This window comes from Massilia norwichensis, from assembly GCF_024753245.1.
Lineage (GTDB): Bacteria > Pseudomonadota > Gammaproteobacteria > Burkholderiales > Burkholderiaceae_D > Telluria > Telluria norwichensis.
Genome location: NZ_JANUGX010000025.1, coordinates 45,781 through 67,412, shown reverse-complemented (window position 1 = coordinate 67,412; position 21,632 = coordinate 45,781). Strand labels below are relative to the sequence as shown.

The following is a 21,632-nucleotide window of genomic DNA, read 5'->3' as shown; positions in this document are numbered from 1 at the left end:
GATCAGGCCGCGGGCGTCGTCTCGCGGTCGGCCAGCGCTTCGGCGCCGCGCCGTTCGGCCACCCGCTTCTCCCAGTAGTGGGCGTTGGCGATGCCCAGCGCCACCGGATCGAATTCCGGATCCTTGCCGAGCGCCTTCTGCGCCTCGTAGTCGCGCAGGCACTTGAAGGCGATATTGCGCATCAGGAAGATGGCGACAATGTTCAGCCAGGCCATCAGGCCCACGCCCAGGTCGCCCATCGCCCAGGCCACGTCGGCCGTCTTCACGGTGCCGTACACGGTCGCGCCGATGATCACCACCTTCAGCAGGAAGTTCATCCACGGACGCGGCGTGTTGCGGTTGAGGTAGGCGATATTCGTTTCGGCGATGTAGTAGTAGGCGACGATGGTCGTGAAGGCGAAGAACAGCAGGGCCAGCGCGACGAAGATCGAACCGAAGCCCGGCAGCACGTTCTCGAGCGCCGTCTGCACGTAGCCCGGACCGGCCGCCACGCCCTGGACGCCCTGGTAGATGTGGCTGCCGTCGGCGCGCTCGACGTTGTACTGGCCGGTAATCAGCAGCATGAAGGCGGTGGCCGAGCACACGAACAGGGTGTCGATGTAGACCGAGAAACCCTGCACCAGGCCCTGCTTGGCCGGGTGGCTGACTTCCGCCGCCGACGAGGCGTGCGGACCGGTGCCCTGCCCCGCTTCGTTCGAGTACACGCCGCGCTTGACGCCCCACTGGATCGCCATGCCGAGCACGGCGCCGAAGGCCGCGTCGAAGCCGAAGGCCGAGCTGAAGATCAGCTTCATCACGTGCGGCAGCTGGCCGATGTTCAGGAAGATGATGACCACCGCCACGATGATGTAGGCCAGCGCCATGAAGGGCACAACGATCTCGGCGAACTGCGCGATGCGCTTGACGCCGCCGAAGATGATGAAGCCCAGCACGATCGCCAGCGCGGCGGCGGTGACGTTGGGGTCGATGCCCATCGCGGTCTTGAGGCCATCGGCGATCGAATTCGCCTGCACGCCGGGCAGCAGCACGCCGGTGGCGACCACGGTCACGACCGCGAACAGCACCGCATACCATTTCACGCCCAGGCCTTTCTCGATATAGAAGGCTGGACCGCCGCGGTATTCGCGGTTGATCTGTTCCTTGTACACCTGGCCCAGCGTCGACTCGACGAAGGCCGAGCTGGCGCCGAGGAAGGCGACCGCCCACATCCAGAACACGGCGCCGGGACCGCCGAAGGTGATCGCGGTGGCGACGCCGGCGATGTTGCCGGTGCCGACCCGGCCCGCCAGCGTCATCGCCAGGGCCTGGAAGGAAGACACGCCCTGGTCCGAGCTTTTACCTTCCATCATCAGGCGCGTCATCTCCCGCATGTGGCGCACCTGCAGGAAACGTGAGCGCAGTGAAAAATACAAGCCTGCACCCAGGCAGAGGGCGATCAGGGCCGGGCTCCAGACGTAGCCGTTGATTGCGTTGACCAACTCATTCATCGATAGTTCCTTGTAAGGACGGCAAGTTCCTGAAAGATACCCGATGCACTTGAAGCTGCCTATCACTTTTTTTCAAGGCCGCAGGCTGCTGCTATCATGGGAACATGTGCGTCAACTACCGCCCCCCGCTGCCCGAACAACTGGACATGGTCCTCGGTACCCTGGTCGACCTGTACAAGGACTGGGACTGGCCGCTTGAAACCTGGAAGGACTATCTCGCGCCGATTGTCCGCACCGATGCGAACAACCAGCGCAAGCTGAGCCTGGCCAGCTATGGCATGGTGCCGCGCCGCCACATCCCGGCTGGCGTGAAGGTCTTCGATACGATGAATGCGCGCGCCGAGTCGATCGCCGACAAGCGCTCGTTCGCGCCGGCCTGGCTGCGCACCCAGCTGTGCGCGGTGCCGATGAGCTGTTTCTATGAACCGAACTACGAGAGCGGGAAAGCCGAGCGCTTCGGCATCGGCATGGCGGACGACTCGCCCTTTTTTGTGGCCGGCTTGTGGCGCGAGTGGCGCGAAGCCGACGGGAACCTGGCGACCTCGTTCACCCAGATCACCATCAACGCCGACGAGCATCCGCTGATGAAGCGCTTCCACAAGCCGGGCGACGAGAAGCGTGCGCTGGTCGTGCTGCCGCCGGAAGACGTGGATGCCTGGCTGGGCTGCCGGCATCCGGATCTGGCGCGGGCGTTTTTGCGGCATTATCCGCCCGAGCGGATGAAGACTTGGGCGGCACCGCAGGCGCCGCGGGCGAAGAAGGTGGTGGTGCCGGAGACGGGATCGTTATTCTGAGGTCACGCGTGGGCACGGGGTGCCCACCCTACCGCTTGCGTGACTTGGGTCCCCGCCTCCGCGGGGACGACGCGGACCTAGGCGTCCGGCTTCGGCTGATTGAAAAACTCGATCACATCCGCCTGCACCCGCGTACGCCGGAACGGCGGCAGGCTTTGCCAGATGCGGCGGCCGTAGGGCTTGCTGATCACGCGCGGGTCGCACAGCATCAGCACGCCGCGGTCGTCGACGTCGCGGATCAGGCGGCCGGCGCCCTGCTTCAGGTTGATGATGGCCTCCGGCAGCGTATGGTGCACGAAGCCGTTCATGCCCTTCTTTTCCATGACTTCGATGCGCGCCGCCAGCACCGGATCGTCCGGCGGGGCGAACGGCAGCTTGTCGATGATGACCAGCGACAGCGCCTCGCCGCGCACGTCCACGCCTTCCCAGAAACTCTGGCTGCCCACCAGCACGGCGTTGCCGGCATTGCGGAAGGAATCCAGCAGTTCGGTGCGGCCGCGCTCGCCCTGCACGAACAGCGGGAACGCCAGCCCGCGCGCGGCGAATTCCTCGCGCAGGCGTTCGGCCACGCGGTTTACGGCGCGGATCGTCGTGCACAGGAAGAAGGTACGCCCGCCCGCCGCTTCGATCACGGGCAGCGCCATGTCGACCACGGCGTCGGTGTAGCCCATCGTGTTCGGTTCCGGCAGGCCGGTCGGCACATACAGGATGCCCTGCTCCTGGTAGTTGAAGGGGCTGGGCCAGGTGCGGGCCGGCTCGCCGGTCATGCCCATCTGCGAGGTGAAGTGCTTGAAGTCGCTCTTCACCGCCAGCGTCGCCGACGTGAAGATCCAGCTGCGCGGCGTGCCGGCGCGCTGGCCGGCGAAGATCGGCGCGATCGACAGCGGCGTCTTGTGCAGCTGCAGCGAGGATGAGAAGGCCTCGACCCACAGCACCGCATCGGCGCCGGCGAACTGGCTGTAATCCTTTTCCTTCGGGTCTTTCTTGACCGGGGCCTGCTTCCAGTCCTTGAAGCTCTCCAGCAGTTCCACCGCGCGCACGCGGCACTGCTCCAGGGTCTCGGCGCGTTCGGCGTTCTCTTCGAGCACGTCGACCATACCTTCCAGCTCTTCCTTCAGCTTTTCCAGCGCCGGGAAAAAGTCCGAGCTCGGCGGGATCTGCGGCAGCGACAAACGGGTGCCGCCTTCGGGGAAGGTCAGGCGCAGGTCGCGCGCGGCCTTTTCGACCACCATCACGACCTTGGCCCAGTCCGGACCGCCGCGCGCATGCGCCAGGCCTTCGGCCAGCACGTCGCGGCACAGTTCCAGCACCTGCGAGGTCGAGACCGTGGTGCCGAAGAACAGGGTCGCCACTTCCGGCAGCTGGTGCGCCTCGTCGAAGACGATAGTGTTGGCGGCCGGCAGCAGTTCGGCCATGCCGCCCTCCTTCAGCGCCACATCGGCGAAGAACAGGTGGTGGTTGACCACGACCACGTCGGCCTGCTGGGCTTCGCGGCGCGCCTTCATCACGAAGCAGTCCTGGTAGTACTGGCATTCCTGGCCGACGCAGTTTTCGCGCGTCGAGGTCACCAGGTTCCACACCGATGCCGTCTCCGGCACCTTGGCCAGCTCGGCCTTGTCGCCCGAGTTGCTCATCTTGATGAAGCGCGAGATCTCGCGCAGGTGGCCGACATCGTCGCGCGAGGTCAGGCGCCCGTTCTGCAGCGTGCGCTCCAGGTTGTAATGGCAGACGTAGTTGGCGCGGCCCTTCAGCAGCGCCACCGAGACCGGCGCGCGCAGGGCCTGGCGCACGTTCGGGATGTCGCGCGAGAACAGCTGGTCCTGCAGGTTCTTGGTACCGGTCGAGATGATGGTCTTGCCGCCCCACAGCAGCGCCGGCACCAGGTAGGCGAAGGTTTTACCCGTGCCCGTGCCGGCCTCGGCGATGAGCGTGGCCTGGTTGCCGATGGCGTCGGCGATGGCCTTGGCCATCTCGGTCTGGGATTGGCGCGGCTTGAAGCTGCCGACGGCGGGCGCGAGCGGGCCACCGGCACCGAAGATGCGGTCGATCTCGGCGTCGTATTTACCGGGCGCAGCGGATTCGCCGCCCTCTTGGGGGACGGATGCGGCTACGTCGGTGGTGTCAGCAGGAAGCGGCTCGCCGGCAAGGCCGGTCAGGGGCAGGTGGTCGGTCAAAATCGGGAATTCTTGTCGGTGAAAGACTGACAGCTTACGCCGGCACGTCCGGCACCAACTGCATTTTCAGCAAAGTGATGTGGTCCTTCAGCTGCAGCTTGCGCTTCTTCAGACGTCGCAACTGTAATTGGTCGGAATGGCCGTCACGGGTGAGCATGTCGATGACAGCGTCGAGGTCGCGATGTTCCACGTCGAGTTCAATAATACGGCGCTGGATCTCCTGGACGTCGATCATGATAGGCAATTCCGAACTTAAGAGGCTGAAGCTGAGGATGGGAGGACGTGAATCGTCGTTACGGCTTGCAACTGTGATGCAAACCAGTGCATAGTTTAATCTACGCCGACGTTGCCGCCAACAAAGATCGGCAAGCCGGTATCGGAAAGCCACGTTTATGAGTTCATACAAGTTAGAAGCGGGAACCGCGCAGCACATCGGCAACCGCCCGCAACAGAATGACCGGGTCGCCTTGATGACGGGCGCCCGCGCGCCCGGCTACGTGCTGGCGATCCTGTCCGACGGCATCGCCGGCGCCGCGGCTTCCGAGCAGGTACTGCACACGGCCAAGCAGGTGTTCGACCTGTTCAAGCCGGCCGACGGCCCCGGCATCGAGCGCCTCGAACAGCTGCTGCGCGACATCGTGCAGGAGACGCACCTGGTCATCAAGATGAACGCCGTGACGACCGGCCTCGAGGCGCATGCCAGCTTCGTCGGGCTGATCCTGAGCCCGCACGGCGAGGCGGTCTGGGCGCACGTCGGCGACTCCCGCCTCTACCATTTCCAGGACGGTGCCTGCCTGGCGCGCACCAGCGATGCCGGCTATGTCGAGCACTTGGTGGCCAGCGACCGCCTGCCGCCGGACGCGGCCAAAAATCACCGCAAGTCGAAGCTGCTGGTGAACGTGCTGGGCAATGGCCGCAAGGATCCCTTTGTCGCCATCGGCCACCACGGCGGCCTGGCCGCCGGCGACGTGTTCCTGCTGGCCTCGGACGGCCTGTGGCACTTCTTTACCGACGCCGAACTGGGCGCCGCGACCGCGCGCGCCACGCCGCGCCAGGCTTCCGAAATGCTCATCAACAAGGCTGCCGAACGCTCGCAGGGCAAGGGCGGCAACTGCACGATGGCAATCCTGAAGCTGGTGCGCCCGCCCCAGGATGCCGGCAACTACACGGTCGAGAAGCTGCGCCGGGCGGTGTAAAGGTTTCGGGCGTGGAAATGCGTGAATTTCCCGATAGTATCAACATGCTATCGTGAACGATTCTGAACGCAACGATAACGCCAGTGAAAAAGCTTGCCGCCCTCCTCGCCTTCGCCGCCATTGCGACCCCACTCACCGCAGCCACGACGGCCGCCGCCGGTGTCGATCCGCTGACCGCGGACATCGACATCGTCGATGCGCAGCGTTTCGCCGGCCTGATGAAGGATGGCGCCCTGCCCACGGCCGAAGTCCTGCAGCGCGGCTACCTCGACGGCGCCGGACGGGGCGTCAGGATCTTCACCCCGAACCGGATCGTCGATGCCGCGAACCTGGCGCGGGTGGTGGCCGCCAGGCAGGACAACTACCGCCAAGCCATCCGCGAGTGCCTGCCGCAACTGCCCGCGCTGCGCAGCGACCTGCGGGCGATCTACCTGGCCTTTGCCGGCCTTGTGCCGGAACGCCCACTGCCCGCCATCCACGTCGTGTTCGGCGCCAGCAATTCGGGCGGCACCGCGAATAGCGAGGCGCAGGTGATCGGTCTGGAAGTCGTCTGCCAGATGGGCGCCACGCCCGACAAGTTCCGCGCCACCATGCGCGATTTCTTTGCGCATGAAACCGTCCACACCTGGCAGCGCGAGTCGAGCCCGCAGGGGCGGCTGGATCCCTTGCTGGATCAATCCTTGCGCGAGGGCGTTGCCGATTATCTTGCGAGCCTCGTCACCGGCCAGACCCCCGACGCGCGCCGCGATGCCTGGGCCAGGGAGCGCGAAGCCTGGCTTTGGCAGGAATTCCAGCGCGACCGCCAGGCATTGAAGGCGGACAGCAAGAGCCTCAATAAGCCGGGCGCCAGCCCGCACTACCAGCGCTGGCTCTCGAATTACGGCTCGGCGCCCGAGGGCTGGCCGTACGAGGCCGGCTACTGGATCGGCATGCGCATCGCCGAAGCGTATGTGGCGCGCGCCAGAGACAAGCATGCCGCCATCCGCGACCTGATCGAATTGAAGGACCCGAACGCGATCCTGGAGGCCAGCGGCTACGGCTCGTGAGCGTGGCAGGCGCCGCCGGGTGCCGGCACGACGGCCGGATCCGGGTTACTGGGCCGGCTTGGCCGCCGCCTTGGCCGCCTTTTCTTCTTCGGCTTTCTTGGCCGCCTTCGCGGCACGCTCGGCCTTCTTGCGTGCCACCTCGCGCTGGCGCTCTTCCGATTCGGCCTTGCGGCGCTCGTAGTCGCGCACGTTCTTCGCGCGCTGCGGCGCTTCGGCGGCTTCCTTGGCCTGGGCTTCCTTCAGGCGCGCATCGCGTTCGGCAACGCGTTGCGGCGCGACGGCTGCCCGCGGCGGCGGCAGGTCCTGGACCGTGCGCGGCGGCGCCGAAGGCTGGGCCGCCAGGCGCGCCTCTTCTTCACGGTATTTTTTATCCGCCTCGGCCAGCTTGCGGTCGCGCTCGTCGACCACGGCCTGGCGCTTGAAGCGCTCGGCCTGGATCTCGATCGCGCGCTGCGCCGACAGGGCGCTGCGGCGCTGCTCCTTGGCTTCGTCGAGGCAGTTGGTGACGAAGAACTTGGTGTAGCACACGCGCTCGCGCTCGGCGAAGCGGGCTTCGATGCCGGCACGCTCGCGCGCCACCGCGGCCAGTTGCTGGTCGGCCTGGGCCACGGAAGTCACGGGCGGCGGCGGCACTTCGCGCGGCGCCGGGCCGGTGCTGCCGCAGGCGGCCAGCAGCGCGCTCAAAAGCGTGCCCAGCAGCGTGGCCGGGATCGCACGGTGGATCGTCATATCGGTCTTCATCGTCTTGTTCTTGTCCTTTGCGATGGGTTCACGCAAGCGCGTCGGCGGCGCCGCGGCGCTCGGCCAGCATGTACTCGCGCGATTGCATCTCAATGATACGCGACACGGTGCGGTGGAACTCGTTCGACATCGCGCCTTCCGTGTACAGCTGCTCGGGCGCGACCTCGGCCGACATGATCAGCTTGACCTTGTGGTCGTAGAACACGTCGATCAGCCAGGTGAAGCGGCGCGCCTCGGACGACATCGCCGCCGACATGCGCGGCACGCCGGACAGGATCACGGTGTGGAAGCGGCTCGACAGTTCGAGGTAGTCGTTCTGCGAGCGTGGGCCGCCGCACAGGGTCGCGAAGTCGAACCAGATCGCGCCGCCGGCATGGCGCAGCGCGCGGATCTCGCGCTGTTCGATGCGCACCACCGGATTCTCGTCGGCGGTATCGGCGACCTTGGCCCAGGTGTCGCGCAGCATCTTGTCGCTGGCGGCGTTGAGCGGCGTGTAATAGGCCTGCACCTGCTCCAGCGCGCGGTGGCGGTAGTCGATGCCGGCGTCGACGTTCATCACGTCCAGCCTGTCCTTCAGCAGCGCGATGGTCGGCAGCATGCGGTCGCGGTGCAGGCCGTCCGGGTACAGCTTGTCCGGATCGTAGTTCGAGGTCATCACGAAGGAGACGCCGTTGTCGAACAGGGCCGTGAGCAGGTTGTACATGATCATCGCGTCGGCGACGTCGTTGACGTGGAATTCGTCGAAACAGATCAGGCGGTACTTTTTGGCGATGCGCTTGGCGACTTCGATCAGCGGGTCTTCCATGCCCTTCAGCTCGTCGAGCTGGCGGTGCACGGCGCGCATGAATTCGTGAAAGTGCAGGCGCGTCTTGCGCACCACCGGCACCACCGAATAGAAGCTGTCCATCAGGAAGGACTTGCCGCGCCCCACCCCGCCCCACATGTAGACGCCGCGCGGGACATCGGGACGGTTGATCAGGCGCTTGAAAGCGGACGACCGCTGGGCCTTGTAATGGACCCAGTCGTCGTACGCCTGCTGCAGGCGGTCTACCGCGCGCTGCTGGGCCGCGTCGGACTTGAAACCGCGCTCGTTGAGGGCGTGCTGATAATACTCTTGAACGTTCATGAGAGGACTGCTCGGATAAATGCAGGGTGGGCACCCCGTGCCCACGCGGACGCATGCGATTTGCGAACGTCACACGTGAGCACGGGGTGCCCACCCTGCGCCGGGCATATCGCCCGGCCATACATATTTAGAAGTTCAGCGAACGCTTGTCGACGGCGAGCGCGGCTTCCTTGGTGGCTTCCGACAGGGTCGGGTGAGCGTGGCAGATGCGTGCGATGTCTTCAGCCGAAGCCTTGAACTCCATCGCCACCACGGCTTCCGAGATCAGCTCGGAAGCGACCGGGCCCACGATGTGCACGCCCAGGATCTCGTCGGTGGCGGCGTCGGCGATCACCTTCACCATACCGGTGGTGTCGCCCAGCGCGCGCGCACGGCCGTTGGCCATGAACGGGAAGGTGCCGGCCTTGTAGGCGACGCCGTCCTTCTTGAGCTGCTCTTCGGTGCGGCCAACCCAGGCGATTTCCGGCGAGGTGTAGATCACCCACGGAATCGTGTTGAAGTTGACGTGGCCGTGCTGGCCGGCGATGCGCTCGGCAACTGCGACGCCCTCTTCTTCCGCCTTGTGCGCCAGCATCGGGCCGCGCACGACGTCGCCGACTGCCCAGATGCCCGGCACGCCGGTGCGGCACTCGTCGTCGACGGCGATGAAGCCGCGCTCGTCGAGCTGCAGGCCGACCGACTCGAAGCCCAGGCCGATGGTGTTCGGCACGCGGCCGATCGAGACGATCAGGCGATCGAAGGTCGCGGTCTGCGCCGCGCCGCTGGCATCGGCGTATTCCACGGTGACGTTGTTGTCGCCCTTGGTGATGTTACCGATCTTAACGCCCAGGTGGATGTCCAGACCCTGCTTGACGAAGGCCTTCTGCGCTTCCTTGGCGATCTGCTGGTCGACCGCGCCCAGGAAGGCCGGCAGGCCTTCCAGCACGGTGACCTTGGCGCCCAGGCGACGCCACACCGAACCCATTTCCAGGCCGATGACGCCGGCGCCGATCACGCCCAGGGAGCCCGGGACGGCATCGATGGCCAGTGCGCCGGTGTTCGACAGGACGATCTTCTCGTCGAACGGTGCGTTCGGCAGTTCGCGCGGGTTCGAGCCGGTGGCGACGATCACGTTCTTGGCGGTGATGGTCTCGTTGGCGGCGCCGGTGACGTTGACGGTGAAGCCTTCGCCAGCCTTGCCGGCCAGGGTGCCGCGGCCGTGGAAGAAGGTGACCTTGTTCTTCTTGAACAGGTAGACGATGCCGTCGTTGTTGGCCTTGACCACGCCATCCTTACGCTTCAGCATCTGGGCCAGATCCAGCTCCAGGCCCTGCACGTTGATGCCGTGCTCCTTGAAAGCGTGGCCGGCGTGCTCGAAGTGTTCCGACGATTGCAGCAGCGCCTTCGACGGGATGCAGCCGACGTTGGTGCAGGTGCCGCCCAGGGCCGGGCCGCCCTTGGCGTTCTTTGCCTCGTCGATGCAGGCAACCTTGAAGCCCAGCTGGGCAGCGCGGATGGCAGCCACATAGCCGCCGGGGCCGCCGCCGATCACGACGACGTCAAATTGTTTTTCGCTCATTATTGATTCCTTATTCGTACCCCTCTGCCCGTCATCCCCGCGAAAGCGGGGATCCATGCTGAGCCACTGATCACGCGGCGTATGGATTCCCGCTTTCGCGGGAATGACGGCAAAAATTTCGCGGGTACGACTGTTAAATTATTCTTCCGGTACGAAGATCCACAGCAGCAGGTAAATCACCGCCCCGAATCCGAAGGTGAGGGTGAAGGCGGCAAATACCAGCCGCCACACCCACGCATCGACGTCCGAGACCTTGGCCAGGCCGCCGCAGACGCCGCTGATCCAGCGGTCGCTGCGCGAGCGGCGCAGGCTGTTGAGTTCGGACGCGAAGCTCCCGCCGGATGCCGTCGACGCGCCCTTGTTCAGGTTCACGTTCGAGGAGGACAGGATCTTCGCCTTGGCCTGTTCGAATTCGGCGTCGGTCAGGGCGCCGGCCTGGTGCAGTTCGTGCAAACGCTTGAGTTCATCGGCAATCATGGTGACTCCCCTTCATCAAACGAACGAATCAGCGAACGCACCGGGCCGCAACCCGGTGGCCGTGAATTACAGGTCCAGCAGCAGGCGTGCCGGATCTTCCAGCGCGTCCTTCATGGCGACCAGGCCCAGCACGGCTTCGCGGCCGTCGATGATGCGGTGGTCGTAGGACATCGCCAGGTAGTTCATCGGACGGATCACGATCTGGCCGTTTTCGACGACGGCGCGGTCCTTGGTCGCGTGCACGCCCAGGATGGCCGACTGCGGCGGGTTGATGATCGGGGTCGACAGCATCGAGCCGAAGGTACCGCCGTTCGAGATCGAGAAGGTACCGCCGGTCAGGTCTTCCAGGGTCAGCTTGCCTTCCTTGGCCTTGGCACCGAATTCACCGATCTTCTTCTCGATTTCGGCGATCGTCATCTGGTCGGCGTTGCGCAGGATCGGCACCACCAGGCCACGCGGCGAACCGACAGCGATACCGATGTCGAAGTAGCCGTGATAGATGATGTCGTTGCCGTCGACCGAAGCGTTCAGGATCGGGTACTTCTTCAGGGCTGCCACGGCGGCCTTGACGAAGAAGGACATGAAGCCCAGCTTGACGCCGTGTTCCTTCTCGAACTTGTCCTTGTACTTGGCGCGCAGTTCCATGACCGGAGCCATGTTGACTTCGTTGAAGGTGGTCAGGATGGCGTTGGTCGACTGCGACTGCAGCAGGCGCTCGGCGATACGGGCGCGCAGGCGGCTCATCGGCACGCGCTCTTCCGGACGGTCGCCCAGGTTGGCCGGGGCCGGTGCGGCGACTTGCTGCAGGGCCGGCTTGGCGGCTTGCTGCTGCAGCGGTGCCGGGGCGGCCGGTGCGACGGCGCCCTTGTTGGCGACGGCGGCCAGGGCGTCGCCCTTGGTCACGCGGCCGTCACGGCCGGAGCCGGTGGCGTCGGCGGTGGTCAGGTTGTTGTCGGCCAGGATCTTGGCGGCGGCCGGCATGGCGACGTCGCCCTTGCTGCCGGTCGAGGCGGAAGCCTGCGGCGCTGCGGCGGCGGCCGGGGCGTTGGCGACCGGTGCGGAAGTGATGGCGATCGGGCTGGTCTGCGCCGATGCTTCGGTATCGATGATCGCGATGGTTTCGCCGGAGACGACGGTGGCGCCGTCTGCCTTGATCAGCTGCACGATCACGCCGGCGCTCGGTGCCGGCAGTTCCAGGACCACCTTGTCGGTCTCGATGTCGATCATGTTCTCGTCGCGCGAAACGGCTTCGCCGACTTTCTTATGCCAGGACAGCAGGGTCGCTTCAGCAACCGATTCCGACAGTTGGGGGACCTTGACTTCGATTTGTGCCATTTAAAAACTCCGTATATTTTTTGCCAAAGCCCCGCGGCGTTTATGACAACGCGGGGCGCTCTTGGGCCAATTTACTATTTACTTGGTCAGAAGCGGCACGCGCGAGCGTGCGGCGCCCCTCATCCTCACTTGGTGAGGATGAACCCCTTCAACTTCGAGAACGCGGTTTCCAGCAGTTCCTTCTGCTGCGCCACGTGCTTGTCGGCATAGCCGACGGCCGGGGACGCCGAAGCAGGACGGCCGGCGTACGACAGGCGCTGGCCCGCTTCCATGCTTTCGAAGATGTTGTGCTGGATCTGGAACCACGGACCCTGGTTCTGCGGCTCGTCCTGGACCCACACCACTTCGGTCGCGTTCGGGAACTTCTTCAGTTCGGCGACGAAAGCCTTGTGCGGGAACGGATACAGCTGCTCGAGACGGATGATGGCCGTGTCGTTCGCGTTGCGGGTCTTGCGGGTGTTGACCAGGTCGTAGTAGACCTTGCCCGAGCAGACCTGCACGCGCTTGACCTTGTTGGCGTCGATCTTCTCGTCCAGTTCGCCGATGACGGTCTGGAAGCCGCCCTTGGCCAGGTCGGTCAGCGGCGAGCCGGCGTCCTTGTTACGCAGCAGCGACTTCGGCGTGAAGATGACCAGCGGCTTGCGGAACTGGCGCACCATCTGGCGGCGCAGCAGGTGGAAGATCTGCGCAGCGGTGGTCGGCTGCACGACTTGCATGTTGTGGTCTGCGCACAGCTGCAGGAAGCGCTCGATACGTGCCGACGAGTGCTCCGGACCCTGGCCTTCGTAGCCGTGCGGCAACATCAGCACCAGGCCCGAGGCGCGGCCCCACTTCACTTCGCCCGAAGCGATGAACTGGTCGATCACGACCTGCGCGCCGTTGACGAAGTCGCCGAACTGGCCTTCCCAGATGGTCAGCGTGTTCGGCTCGGCGGTCGAGTAACCGTATTCGAAGCCGAGCACCGCTTCTTCCGACAGCACGGAGTCGATGACGGTGAAGTTGGCCTGGTTGTCCGAGACGTTCGCCAGCGGCAGGTAGATACCCTGGTCCCAGCGCTCGCGGTTCTGGTCGTGCAGCACGGCGTGACGGTGCACGAAGGTGCCGCGGCCGGCGTCCTGGCCCGACAGGCGGACCGCGTAGCCCGAGGACAGCAGCGAGGCGTAGGCCAGGTGTTCGCCCATGCCCCAGTCCAGGTTCATCTCGCCCTGGCCCATCTTGGCGCGGTCGCCCAGCACCTTCTCGACCAGCGAGTGCAGCTTGAAGTTTTCCGGCACGGTGGTGATGCGCTGGGCCAGGCGTTTCAGCTCGGTCAGCGGCACGGCGGTGTCGGCGGCGTCGGTCCACTTCTTGTTCAGGAACGGCGCCCAGTCGACGGCGTACTTGTTCTTGAAGTCGGTCAGCACCGGATCGATGGTGTGCTTGCCGGCGTCCATCGCGGCGCGGTATTCGGCCACCATCTGGTCGCCGCCTTCGGCAGCGATGGTGCCCTGCGCAGCCAGCTTGTCCGCGTACATCTTGCGGGTGCCCGGGTGCTTGGCGATCTTCTTGTACATCAGCGGCTGGGTCAGCGCCGGGGTGTCCTGCTCGTTGTGGCCCAGCTTGCGGTAGCAGACGATGTCGACCACGACGTCCTTGTGGAACTCGGTGCGGTAGTCCATCGCGATCTGCGTGGCCAGCACGACGGCTTCCGGATCGTCGGCGTTCACGTGCAGCACCGGTGCTTCGATCATCTTGACCACGTCGGTGCAATAGATGGTCGAACGGGCGTCGCGCGGGTCCGAGGTGGTGAAACCGATCTGGTTGTTGATGACGATGTGGACGGTACCGCCGGTGCCGTAGCCGCGGGTCTGGGCCAGGTTCAGGGTTTCCATGACCACGCCCTGGCCGGCGAATGCGGCGTCGCCGTGCACCAGGATCGGCAGCACTTCCTTGCCCTTGCGGTCGCCGCGGCGTTCCATGCGGGCCTTGACCGAGCCTTCCACGACCGGGTTGACGATTTCCAGGTGCGACGGGTTGAACGCCAGCGACAGGTGAACCGGACCGCCCGGGGTCGAGATGTCGCTCGAGAAGCCCTGGTGGTATTTGACGTCGCCTGCCGGCAGGTCGTCGGCGTGCTTGCCTTCGAATTCTTCGAACAGCTCGGACGGTGCCTTGCCCAGGGTGTTGACCAGGACGTTCAGGCGGCCGCGGTGGGCCATGCCGATCACGATTTCCTGGACGCCCTGCTCACCGGCGCGCTGGATCACTTCGTCCATCGAGGCGATGAAGGACTCGCCGCCTTCCAGCGAGAAGCGCTTGGCGCCGACGTACTTGGTGTGGAGGTAGCGCTCCAGGCCTTCGGCCGCGGTCAGGCGCTCGAGGATGTGCTTTTTCTTTTCGGCGGTGAAGGCCGGGGTCGAACGGATCGACTCGAGCTTCTCCTGCAACCAGCGCTTCTCGGTCGGGTCGCTGACGTACATGAACTCAGCGCCGATCGAGCGGCAGTAGGTGTCGCGCAACATGTTCAGCAGGTCGCGCAGCGATGCGGTTTCCTGGCCGAAATAGGTGTTGCTGATATTGAATTTGGTATCGAGGTCGGCTTCGCTGAAACCGTAGAAGGCCGGATCCAGTTCCGGGATCGGCGGGCGTTCCTGGCGCTGCAGCGGGTCCAGGTTGGCCCAGCGCGAGCCGAGGTAGCGGTAGGCGGCGATCAGCTGGGTGACGGCGACGCGCTTGCGGCCGAGTTCAGCGTCCGGCGAGGCCATCACGGTGCGGATCGGACCCTGCTTGGCGCGTTCGGCGAAGGAGGCGATCACGGAGGCGTGTGCGACGTCGGGCTTGGCGCTGCCGTCGACTGCCGGCATGTGCTGCATCGCGTCGAAATAGGCGCGCCAGTTGTCCGGGACCGAACCCGGATTGTTCAGGTAGGCTTCATACAACTCTTCCACATACGGCGCATTTCCGCCGAACAGGTACGAGTTGGCTTCGTATTGTTGCATCATTCTTGCTCACCTTTCTTCGCGCTTCGCGATTTTGGGGCGGGTTATTCAAACCTTCCGCGACACGGCCTGACCGGTTAGCGGATCGCACTACTACTCAAGTTGTGGGGGAAGGACTCTACAGAGGCCAAGGTGCAGCCTTTTAGCGCACGGTATTGTAACGCAAGGCGTCGAGCACGACAGAGAGCGACTTTGTTTTTATTTGTTACTGTGCGGCATCCAAACAGCTGAGTTGACGCGCTAAATGATAATAGTTATCATTTACCGCATGCACTCGACCGGTTCAAAATCTCCCTCGCAAAACACTGCCGCCTCTCCAGTTCTCCCTGGAGCCCGCCGCGCCGTCTGGCTGCGCCAGCTGCACCAGTGGCACTGGATCAGTTCCGCCCTCTGCCTGATGGCGATGCTCCTGTTCAGCATCACCGGCTTCACCCTGAACCATGCCTCCCAGATCGAGGCCAAACCGAGCGTGACGCGCCAGAAGGCCACGCTGCCCGCCCCGCTGCGCGAGCGCCTGGCCGCCTTCGCCGGGGAGCACGTGGACGCCAAACTGCCGCTGCCGGACGAACTGGCCGGCTGGGCGAACCAGACCTTCCCGGTCGACGTGCGCGGCGTGAACGCCGAGTGGAGCGAGGAAGACGCCTACGTGCCCCTGCCCCGCCCCGGCGGCGACGCCTGGCTGCGCATCGGCGTCGACGGCCAGGCCGAATACGAGAAGACCGACCGCGGCTGGATCTCCTGGCTCAACGACATGCACAAGGGCCGCAACACCGGCGCCGTGTGGAGCTGGTTCATCGACATTTTCGCCGGCGCCTGCCTGGTCTTCTGCATCACCGGTTTCCTGATCCTGAAATACCACGCCGCCAACCGGCCCTCGACCTGGCCGGTGATCGGCTTCGGGATCGTGCTGCCCATCGTGCTGGCACTCCTGTTCGTTCATTAATCCCACTTGAAAGCATGCCCATGAAACTGTCCCGATCGCTCGCCCTGACGCTGCCCTTGGCGCTGCCGCTGGTCTCCAACGGCGCGATGGCCGCCGACCTGACCGTCAAGTTCGAACTACCGCAGCTGAACGTGGCCGAGTACCACAAGCCCTACGTCGCGATCTGGATCGAGCGCGCCGACCAGACTGTCGCTTCCACTCTTGCGGTGCTGTACGACGTCAAGAAGAAGGACAACGCCGGCACCAAGTGGGTCAAGGACATGCGCACCTGGTGGCGCAAGGCCGGCCGCGACGTCGAGCTGCCGATGGATGGCGTCTCCGGCGCGACCCGTTCGGCGGGCGTGCAGACCATGAACTTCGCCGGCGCCAGGGCCGGCCTGGACAAGCTGCCGGCCGGCGACTACAAGCTGGTCATCGAGGCCGCACGCGAAGCCGGCGGCCGCGAACTGGTGCGCGTGCCCTTCACCTGGCCGGCCAAGGGCAAGCTGGCAGCGAGCGCCAGCGGCAAGGAAGAGCTGGGCGCGGTTTCGATCTCGGTCCAATAAGGGGTTCACCATGCAAAACAAATTCTTCAAGCAGTTCGCGATCACCACCATCCTGGCCGGCATGGCCTGCGCCGCCCAGGCCCACAAGCCCTGGATGCTGCCGAGCAGCACCCTGATCGAGACCGACCGCGAAGCCTGGGTCACGATCGACGGCGCCGTGTCGGAAGGCCTGTTCGACCTCGACCACCTGCCCTTGCGCATGGACGGCCTGACGGTCACCGATCCGGACGGCCAGACCGCCCCGGCGCCCGCCGCCACCATGAGCAAGTTCCGCTCCAGCGTCGACCTGAAGCTGCCGAAGAACGGCACCTACCGCATCACCCTGGCCGGGGCCAGCGTCATGGGCAGCTACCAGCTGAACGGCGAGACGAAACGCTTCCGCGCCAGCGCGCAGACCGCGGACAAGGAGATCCCGGCCGGCGTCACCGACGTCAGGCGCACGACCACGGTCCAGCGCCAGGACACCTTCGTCACCGCCAACAAGGCCAGCACCGGCGCCCTCAAGCCGCTCGGCACCGGCCTCGAACTGGTGCCGGTCACCCACCCGAACGAGCTGCACACCGGCGAAAAGGCGACCTTCCGCTTCCAGCTGGACGGCAAGCCGCTGGCCAACTTCCCCTTCAGCCTGATCCCGGGCGGCGTGAAGTACCGCGGCACGCTGAACGAAGTGCGCCTCACCACCGATGCGAAAGGCGAAGCCACCTTCACCCTGCCGGCACCGAACATGTACTGGCTGAGCGCAGCTTACCCGGCCAACGCGCCGCGCGGCCCCGGCGAGCAAGGCCCGGCCGACACCAAGCGCTACAGCTACTCGGCCACGCTCGAGATCCTGCCGGAGTAAGCGCGCATTCCATGGCCTCCCCGATGCGCGCCGTCCTGGTTCCACTCGAGATCGACCCGGTCCCGCCCGCCCCCGGCTGCCTCCTGCGCACGCTGGGCGGCGTCTCGATGGGTACCAGCTGGTCGGCCCGGATGATGGTGCCGCCGGCGCTCGACCTCGCGTCGGGCGCCGCCATCCGGCAGCTGCTGCAGGAAGAGCTGGACCAGATCGTCGCGCAGATGAGCCACTGGGACGGCGCTTCCCTGCTCTCGCACTACAACCGCGCGCCCGCCGGCAGCTGGCATGCGCTGCCGCCGCAGTTCTTCGCGGTGATGGACTACGCGCTGTCGGTGCGTGAAGAGACCGGCGGCGCCTACGACCCGGCTGCCGGCGCCCTGGTCAACCTGTGGGGCTTCGGCCCGACCTCGCGCTACGACCAGGCCGGCTTCTACGCGCCGGACCGCGAGCTGGTGGCCGCCGTCCTCGCCGAACGCCAGGGCCGCCGCCCACGCCTGGACCGCGACCAGCGCGCGCTGTACCAGCCGGGCGGCGCCATCCTCGACCTGTCCTCGGTGGCCAAGGGCTATGCGGTCGACTGCCTGGCGCAGCGCCTGGAAGCGCTGGGCCTGCGCCACTACCTGGTCGAAGTCGGCGGCGAACTGCGCGGCGCCGGCGTCAAGGACGATGGCCAGCCGTGGTGGGTCGAACTCGAAGGCGTGCCCGATGCCGCAGCTGGCCCGGTACCGCAAGCGGTGGTCGCCCTGCACGGCCTGGCGGTGGCCACCTCCGGCGACTATCGCCGTTACTACCAGCTTTCCATGAGCCCGGCCCAGCGCCGCGCCTCGCACACGCTGGACCCGCGCACCGGCTACCCGATCGCCAACGATGTCGCATCATGCACGGTGCTGGCGCCGACCTGCATGGCGGCCGATGCGCTCTCGACCGCGCTGACCGTGATGGGCGTGGACGCCGGCCTGCCCTTCGCCGAACAGCGCGGCCTGGCGGCGCGCTACCTGGTGCGCGAAGGCGATGGCTTGCGCGAAGTGCACACGCCAGCCTGGCGCGCGCTGCTGCAATGAGACTGCAAGAATGATGATGACGATCGACCCGCTGCGCTGGGGCGGCGCACTGCTGCTGTCGGCCAGCTACCTGGCGCTGTGCGCGGGCTACTGGCGCGCGGCGCGTGCCCGCCGCAGCGCGCACGCCCCCGCGGCCGACTGGCTGGTCGTGTACGCCAGCCAGACCGGCAGCGCCGAATACCTGGCCCAACGCAGCGCCGAACTGCTGGCCACCGGCGGCCTGGCGGCGCGCGCCGTGTGCATCTCCAGCCTCGACGAAGGCAGCCTGCGCGGCGCCACCCGCATCCTGTTCGTCGCCAGCACCTACGGCGAAGGCGACGCCCCGGACACGGCCGCGCGCTTTGCCGAACGCCTGATGGCGGAGGGTGCCGACCTGGCCCACCTGCACTACGCCGTGCTGGCCCTGGGCGACCGCAGCTACGCCAACTTCTGCGGTTTCGGCCGCGCGCTGGACGCCTGGCTGGCCAAGGCCGGCGCCACGCCGCTGTTCGAGCGCATCGACGTCGACCGCGGCGCCGGCAAGGCCCTGGAAGACTGGCAGCACCACCTGGGCCGCCTGGCCGGCACCGTCGACGCCCCCGACTGGGAAGCGCCGGCTTATGCCGGCTGGCGCATCGCCGAGCGCACGCTGCTCAACCCCGGCAGCCAGGGTGCGCCTCTTTACCGCCTGGTGCTGGCGCCGCTGGACGGCGGCCTGCCCGCCTGGGAAGCCGGCGACCTGGCCCAGGTCAGCGCCCCCGCCGACCCCGGGCATCCGCGCGAATACTCGATCGCCTCGATTCCCGCGGACGGCCGCCTGGAACTGCTGGTGCGCCTGCAAAAGCGCGAGGACGGCAGTCCCGGCGCGGCCTCCGGCTGGCTGTGCGAAAGCGCGCGGCCGGACGACACGATCCCCCTGCGCATCCGCGCGCACCAGCGCTTCCGCCTCGGCGACAACGCACGCCGGCCCATGCTTTTGATCGGCAACGGCAGCGGCCTGGCCGGCCTGCGCGGCCTGCTGCGCGCCCGCATCGCGCTTGGGGTGCGCGAGAACTGGCTGCTGTTCGGCGAACGCAATGCGGCCCACGACTTCCTGCTGCGCCACGAGCTGGAAGGCTGGGTGGAAGCCGGCTGGCTGGAAAAGCTGGACCTGGCGTTCTCGCGCGACCAGCAGGATGGCCAGCCGCGTCGCCGCTACGTGCAGGACGTGCTGCGCGAGCAGGCGGCGCTGGTGCGGCAGTGGGTGGCGCATGACGCCGCGATTTATGTGTGCGGCAGCCTGCAGGGGATGGCGGGCGGGGTGCATGAGACCCTGCAGGAGATACTTGGCGGCGATGTGGTGGAGCACCTCGCTGACGAGGGACGCTACCGGCGTGACGTGTACTAACCTACCGACGATTGATTTTTTCTCATCATATCTTTTTGAAATGTAAGCCACGCGGATACAACGTCGATGGATAAAACACTTTCGATGGATGAGCGCTCCAGCAAACGACCTCCCTGTCGTTAAACCCTGCTTTGGTAAGCGCCTTTATAGCCGCTGCACTCGTGCAGTACGCACGAATCGGATGACGGACGGAGTCGCGAAGCAGGCGAAGATCTTCTACGATATCGGCTTGCACTGAAAGCTTGTTCCATTCCCGGCTAGGCCAATCCTTCTCTGTGCTGCCAACGCCTGCGGGCCGCAGATAAGGAATCAAATTGTGAAAAATAAAGGCCCCGCCGTCGGCCTTGACGAAGCGTGCCGCTTCTAGGGGAGCGACCCCGGTTTGCCAAACCACGCGCTTGTTACTGTTGACCTCAGTGCGGTCCATTATCCACGCCCACAACCTATGCCAAAACGGATCTCGATCCATAAATGGGTTTTGTAGATAGGCGTTCCAGTCTGCCTGCCTCCCGAGATCAGCAATGTCGTAGAAGTCGAGTCCCAGGAACAAATAAGTGTGCCGGGGAGGAGCATCGAGCAAGGACATTGTCCAGTCAGTATAGGGATTCAAGCCATGTGAGAGCCCACTTGCTGAATTTGCAAACTTCGGCTGAAAGCCTGAATTGCCGAGTCGACCTGCGTCTGCCGCTGCTGCCAATTCGCGTTTTGCTTCTTCTGCGTTAAACGCGCCAAGGTTAGCAGTTGTAAGTGCATTCACGCCCCATGCGTCACGGTAACGTCCCTCTGCACGGATCTGGCGCAGCAGACTCTGGAGGCTGGCCAGGCTATAACCACGCTCTACGCGTTCGCTATAAGTGAGTAAAGGAGCAGATAATGTCATCAAATTGGCAGTCGACCTGAACGGTTATCGATCATATATGATAATAAAACCGTCTTAACCTGTGGGGCTTAGAACAACCATGACCAGATCCTGCCGCCCGTCCGAAAAGCAAGCGCCACCTGTACGAGGAACGAACCGTGGATGTGCGCCCAAGTTGCCTACCACTGCAATTGACTTCACTGGGCAGCAGACCCAAAGTAAAGGGTGGAACGGCGACAATGTCATCACCAGTGCCGCGCACAATCTCGATTTAGAGGCCCTGTGTGCCCGGCTCGGCAGGTTTGGTCCGCTCGAAAAACAACCGTGCTACACCTATGTTGTTGAAACCCTGCGGCTGGATGAAGATGGCAACGTCAAGCAAACCGCAAGTGCGCCTAACTTCTGCGGTGGTTTCATAACGCTGCTTACTTGCAAGCACAGTACTCGCACTGTCCTGTCTCCATCACAGTGGCGCGATGGCGTTTGGGTAGCCGGCATGACTGGGTCCGGTGCCAAGTTCGGTCATCGGCAATCTCTGGCATTCCTGATGCGGGTTGGGGAAGCGTATGCTTCTCAGTTCGACCTGGTCCAAGCCTTACGAGCATCAGGCCGTAGCACAACCCTCGACGCAAAAAATGCAAGCCGACATGTAAACGGTGACGTGCTGATTCCTCGTCACGAACAGCTAACACATACGCAACGCGTCTCTCCGGACTTCTATCATCCCCCAATACTGCCTCATGCGCATCGCACTTCACACGACGACACCTATTGGCACAAGGACGTCGATTACGTCGCTCGGGGCGGAAGCCGGCCAGCTTACCTGGTCGGCGACCCAGCCAACAGCTTTACGTGGTCTCGTCAGATGATTTTCAATGCGAGGCCTGGCAATTTACGCCCACACCGCGCTTGGCCACTCGGTCAATTGGTCGACTACCTCAAGGCTTGAGGTGCCGTGTACATAGCGTGCTGCGGCCTCAGATGTGCCGAACTTTGATGGATAGCAGCTGTTGCGGCGGCCCGACCTTGTCACCAGTCTGACACGATAAGCCGCTAGACTGTTTCAATCTCTTGTGTATCTCCGACACCGGATATGCATTCATCCGCC

19 protein-coding genes are annotated in these 21,632 nt (G+C 65.0%); 9 read left to right on the top strand and 10 right to left on the bottom strand.

The window, feature by feature from the left end; genetic code table 11:
• Window positions 1–2 precede the first annotated feature (2 nt).
• Window positions 3–1,487 carry an alanine/glycine:cation symporter family protein gene (locus NX782_RS19125; protein ID WP_258847072.1) on the bottom strand — a complete coding sequence of 495 codons (1,485 nt, stop codon included), beginning with the start codon at window positions 1,485–1,487 and terminating at the stop codon, window positions 3–5.
• 104 nt (window positions 1,488–1,591) lie between these two features.
• Here NX782_RS19125 and NX782_RS19120 point away from each other — a divergent pair, with 104 nt between their 5' ends.
• Window positions 1,592–2,281, top strand: coding sequence for an SOS response-associated peptidase (locus tag NX782_RS19120; RefSeq protein WP_258847071.1), 690 nt, complete (start codon window positions 1,592–1,594; stop codon window positions 2,279–2,281).
• Between the two features lie 77 nt (window positions 2,282–2,358).
• On the opposite strand, the gene yoaA is transcribed toward NX782_RS19120, so the two are convergent.
• Window positions 2,359–4,455, bottom strand: coding sequence for a DNA repair helicase YoaA (gene yoaA, locus NX782_RS19115; protein WP_308633031.1), 2,097 nt, complete (start codon window positions 4,453–4,455; stop codon window positions 2,359–2,361).
• A gap of 34 nt (window positions 4,456–4,489) precedes the next feature.
• Window positions 4,490–4,690: a YdcH family protein gene (locus NX782_RS19110; RefSeq protein ID WP_258847070.1), complete on the bottom strand. Its 201-nt coding sequence runs from the start codon at window positions 4,688–4,690 to the stop codon at window positions 4,490–4,492.
• 157 nt (window positions 4,691–4,847) lie between these two features.
• Between NX782_RS19110 and NX782_RS19105 the strand changes: the two genes are divergently transcribed.
• A complete protein-coding gene (locus NX782_RS19105; RefSeq protein ID WP_258847069.1) occupies window positions 4,848–5,651 on the top strand; it encodes a PP2C family protein-serine/threonine phosphatase in 804 nt (267 codons plus the stop codon).
• 83 nt (window positions 5,652–5,734) lie between these two features.
• The gene (locus NX782_RS19100; RefSeq protein ID WP_258847068.1) at window positions 5,735–6,697 is read left to right on the top strand and encodes a gliding motility protein GldB-related protein; all 963 of its coding nucleotides are present in this window, start codon (window positions 5,735–5,737) and stop codon (window positions 6,695–6,697) included.
• A 45-nt stretch (window positions 6,698–6,742) separates the two neighbouring features.
• On the opposite strand, the gene NX782_RS19095 is transcribed toward NX782_RS19100, so the two are convergent.
• The 6 genes from NX782_RS19095 to NX782_RS19070 all read right to left on the bottom strand — a co-directional run bounded on the left by NX782_RS19095 (window position 6,743) and on the right by NX782_RS19070 (window position 14,915).
• Window positions 6,743–7,438 (bottom strand): hypothetical protein, encoded by a 696-nt coding sequence (locus NX782_RS19095; protein WP_258847067.1) that lies wholly within the window; start codon window positions 7,436–7,438, stop codon window positions 6,743–6,745.
• Window positions 7,439–7,466: 28 nt separating this feature from the next.
• On the bottom strand, window positions 7,467–8,564 hold the full coding sequence (gene zapE / locus NX782_RS19090; protein ID WP_258847066.1) for a cell division protein ZapE: 1,098 nt from the start codon (window positions 8,562–8,564) through the stop codon (window positions 7,467–7,469).
• A 127-nt stretch (window positions 8,565–8,691) separates the two neighbouring features.
• Window positions 8,692–10,122, bottom strand: a complete 1,431-nt coding sequence (gene lpdA / locus NX782_RS19085) for a dihydrolipoyl dehydrogenase (RefSeq protein WP_258847065.1) — start codon at window positions 10,120–10,122, stop codon at window positions 8,692–8,694.
• Window positions 10,123–10,260: 138 nt separating this feature from the next.
• A complete protein-coding gene (locus NX782_RS19080; protein ID WP_258847064.1) occupies window positions 10,261–10,599 on the bottom strand; it encodes a PspC domain-containing protein in 339 nt (112 codons plus the stop codon).
• A 66-nt stretch (window positions 10,600–10,665) separates the two neighbouring features.
• On the bottom strand, window positions 10,666–11,934 hold the full coding sequence (gene odhB / locus NX782_RS19075) for a 2-oxoglutarate dehydrogenase complex dihydrolipoyllysine-residue succinyltransferase (protein ID WP_258847063.1): 1,269 nt from the start codon (window positions 11,932–11,934) through the stop codon (window positions 10,666–10,668).
• A gap of 125 nt (window positions 11,935–12,059) precedes the next feature.
• Window positions 12,060–14,915 carry a 2-oxoglutarate dehydrogenase E1 component gene (locus NX782_RS19070; protein WP_258847062.1) on the bottom strand — a complete coding sequence of 952 codons (2,856 nt, stop codon included), beginning with the start codon at window positions 14,913–14,915 and terminating at the stop codon, window positions 12,060–12,062.
• Window positions 14,916–15,180: 265 nt separating this feature from the next.
• Between NX782_RS19070 and NX782_RS19065 the strand changes: the two genes are divergently transcribed.
• From NX782_RS19065 to NX782_RS19045, 5 genes are read left to right on the top strand one after another with little or no spacing between them, the layout of a single operon-like run.
• Window positions 15,181–15,855, top strand: coding sequence for a PepSY-associated TM helix domain-containing protein (locus tag NX782_RS19065; protein WP_258847108.1), 675 nt, complete (start codon window positions 15,181–15,183; stop codon window positions 15,853–15,855).
• A 20-nt stretch (window positions 15,856–15,875) separates the two neighbouring features.
• Window positions 15,876–16,400, top strand: coding sequence for a DUF2271 domain-containing protein (locus NX782_RS19060; protein ID WP_258847061.1), 525 nt, complete (start codon window positions 15,876–15,878; stop codon window positions 16,398–16,400).
• Window positions 16,401–16,410: 10 nt separating this feature from the next.
• Window positions 16,411–17,241 (top strand): DUF4198 domain-containing protein, encoded by an 831-nt coding sequence (locus NX782_RS19055; RefSeq protein ID WP_258847060.1) that lies wholly within the window; start codon window positions 16,411–16,413, stop codon window positions 17,239–17,241.
• Window positions 17,242–17,252: 11 nt separating this feature from the next.
• Window positions 17,253–18,299 (top strand): FAD:protein FMN transferase, encoded by a 1,047-nt coding sequence (locus tag NX782_RS19050; protein WP_258847059.1) that lies wholly within the window; start codon window positions 17,253–17,255, stop codon window positions 18,297–18,299.
• Between the two features lie 10 nt (window positions 18,300–18,309).
• Complete coding sequence (locus NX782_RS19045) at window positions 18,310–19,665, top strand: sulfite reductase subunit alpha (protein WP_258847058.1); 1,356 nt, start codon at window positions 18,310–18,312, stop codon at window positions 19,663–19,665.
• A 25-nt stretch (window positions 19,666–19,690) separates the two neighbouring features.
• Here NX782_RS19045 and NX782_RS19040 read toward each other — a convergent pair whose 3' ends face one another.
• Window positions 19,691–20,545 (bottom strand): hypothetical protein, encoded by an 855-nt coding sequence (locus tag NX782_RS19040; protein WP_258847057.1) that lies wholly within the window; start codon window positions 20,543–20,545, stop codon window positions 19,691–19,693.
• 154 nt (window positions 20,546–20,699) lie between these two features.
• Here NX782_RS19040 and NX782_RS19035 point away from each other — a divergent pair, with 154 nt between their 5' ends.
• Window positions 20,700–21,473, top strand: coding sequence for a hypothetical protein (locus NX782_RS19035; RefSeq protein ID WP_258847056.1), 774 nt, complete (start codon window positions 20,700–20,702; stop codon window positions 21,471–21,473).
• Window positions 21,474–21,632: the final 159 nt, after the last annotated feature.